This window comes from Frisingicoccus sp., from assembly GCF_048388605.1.
In the GTDB taxonomy this organism is placed as follows: Bacteria; Bacillota; Clostridia; order Lachnospirales; family Lachnospiraceae; genus Frisingicoccus.
Genome location: NZ_DBGCTU010000015.1, coordinates 1 through 1,102, shown reverse-complemented (window position 1 = coordinate 1,102; position 1,102 = coordinate 1). Strand labels below are relative to the sequence as shown.

Sequence of the window (1,102 nt, the reverse complement as noted above, 5' to 3'; positions counted from 1 at the left end):
TTGTTAGTCGCTATCTTGTTTGCGGTTAAATTCAAAAACGACAGGTTCAAATTCAACTAAATGCTTATCTTGGGTGTTAGTTCCTTTAGGGTTCTCTATGCCGGTAACTTCATAGTATTCATCACTGTATTGTATTTTACTACCATCAAAATCTTTTTGAATGGATTTGACATATTCAAACGGATTTTCTATTGGTAACAAACTTAATGCCCGCTGTAGCTGTTGTGCCGCTGTCCTCTGCTCATCGGTCAGTATTTTTTCTTCGTTTGCCATGTGTTCTTCAAATTTATTTTTATCCATCCAAACGATTTGCTCCAATGGGTTAGCAGTACCACAAGCCAAGATTAAACGGATAAAATCTTCAAAATTTGCCGCTAATGGATATACATTTTGGTCTACACAACTTTCTGGATTGCAGGCAAATACCATTTCTCCATATTCCGGCAAAAAGCAATACAGAATACATCCTTCAAATCCGATTGGATTTGCGTTGACGGGATAGCAAAAATACGGGTCTGCAATATCTCCATATTCTAAACATAAAAGTCCCTTATCTATGGGAAGTGCCATATACTTTTCGTAAATCGTTTCCATTGATGTGCCTCCACAAATTCCAGATTTGTTGCTCACTTTTCGTATTCAAATTATACCATAAAACTTGTGAACAGTTCTACCGCAACTTTGGACTATATGAGAAAAGTCCGAACAGTTTTCTGCCCGGACTTCCTCGCTCAATCATAAATCAATTCCGCTTTCACAGTCTCCTCTGCCTGCGCCTTGCAAGCGTTCATCTGCCGCACCCATTCCATTTGGTTTTCGGCTTTCAGTTGCTCGGTCACGCCGTTTTGCTCTGCCAGTGACCGCACGATCAGCTCCATGCGGTTTCGTGCCGCTTCGTCAATCTTAGCGCAATACTGTTTTACGTACACCCAGCTATCGGGCGGTGGTTTTTATTTGCCCGGCAAAGGCCGGCGGATGCGGACGATATCTCCCGCAGGGAGGAGCTCCACCGCGGCAAGTATGCTTCCAGCGGCGCCTTACCCTTTATGCGTACCGCTTTCGCAGGGTCAGATTCATGTAGTGCAGGTACAGCATCCCGAAG

General features: G+C 43.6%; 2 protein-coding genes and 1 pseudogene. All 3 read right to left on the bottom strand.

The features are described 5' to 3' along the window. Nucleotides 1–3: 3 nt before the first annotated feature. The gene (locus ACMN7X_RS03430; protein ID WP_418746103.1) at nt 4–594 is read right to left on the bottom strand and encodes a hypothetical protein; all 591 of its coding nucleotides are present in this window, start codon (nt 592–594) and stop codon (nt 4–6) included. Nucleotides 595–731: 137 nt separating this feature from the next. Further along, a pseudogene (locus ACMN7X_RS03425) lies at nt 732–917 on the bottom strand (TnpV protein); the annotation flags it as partial. Between the two features lie 2 nt (nt 918–919). Continuing rightward, a partial coding sequence (locus tag ACMN7X_RS03420) for a hypothetical protein (protein WP_418746102.1) occupies nt 920–1,102 on the bottom strand: 183 nt, incomplete at its 5' end.

Excerpts from the sequence above, each read along its gene's own strand:
- ACMN7X_RS03430 (WP_418746103.1), bottom strand. The coding sequence starts at position 594 with ATGGAAACGATTTACGAAAAGTATATGGCACTTCCCATAGATAAGGGA.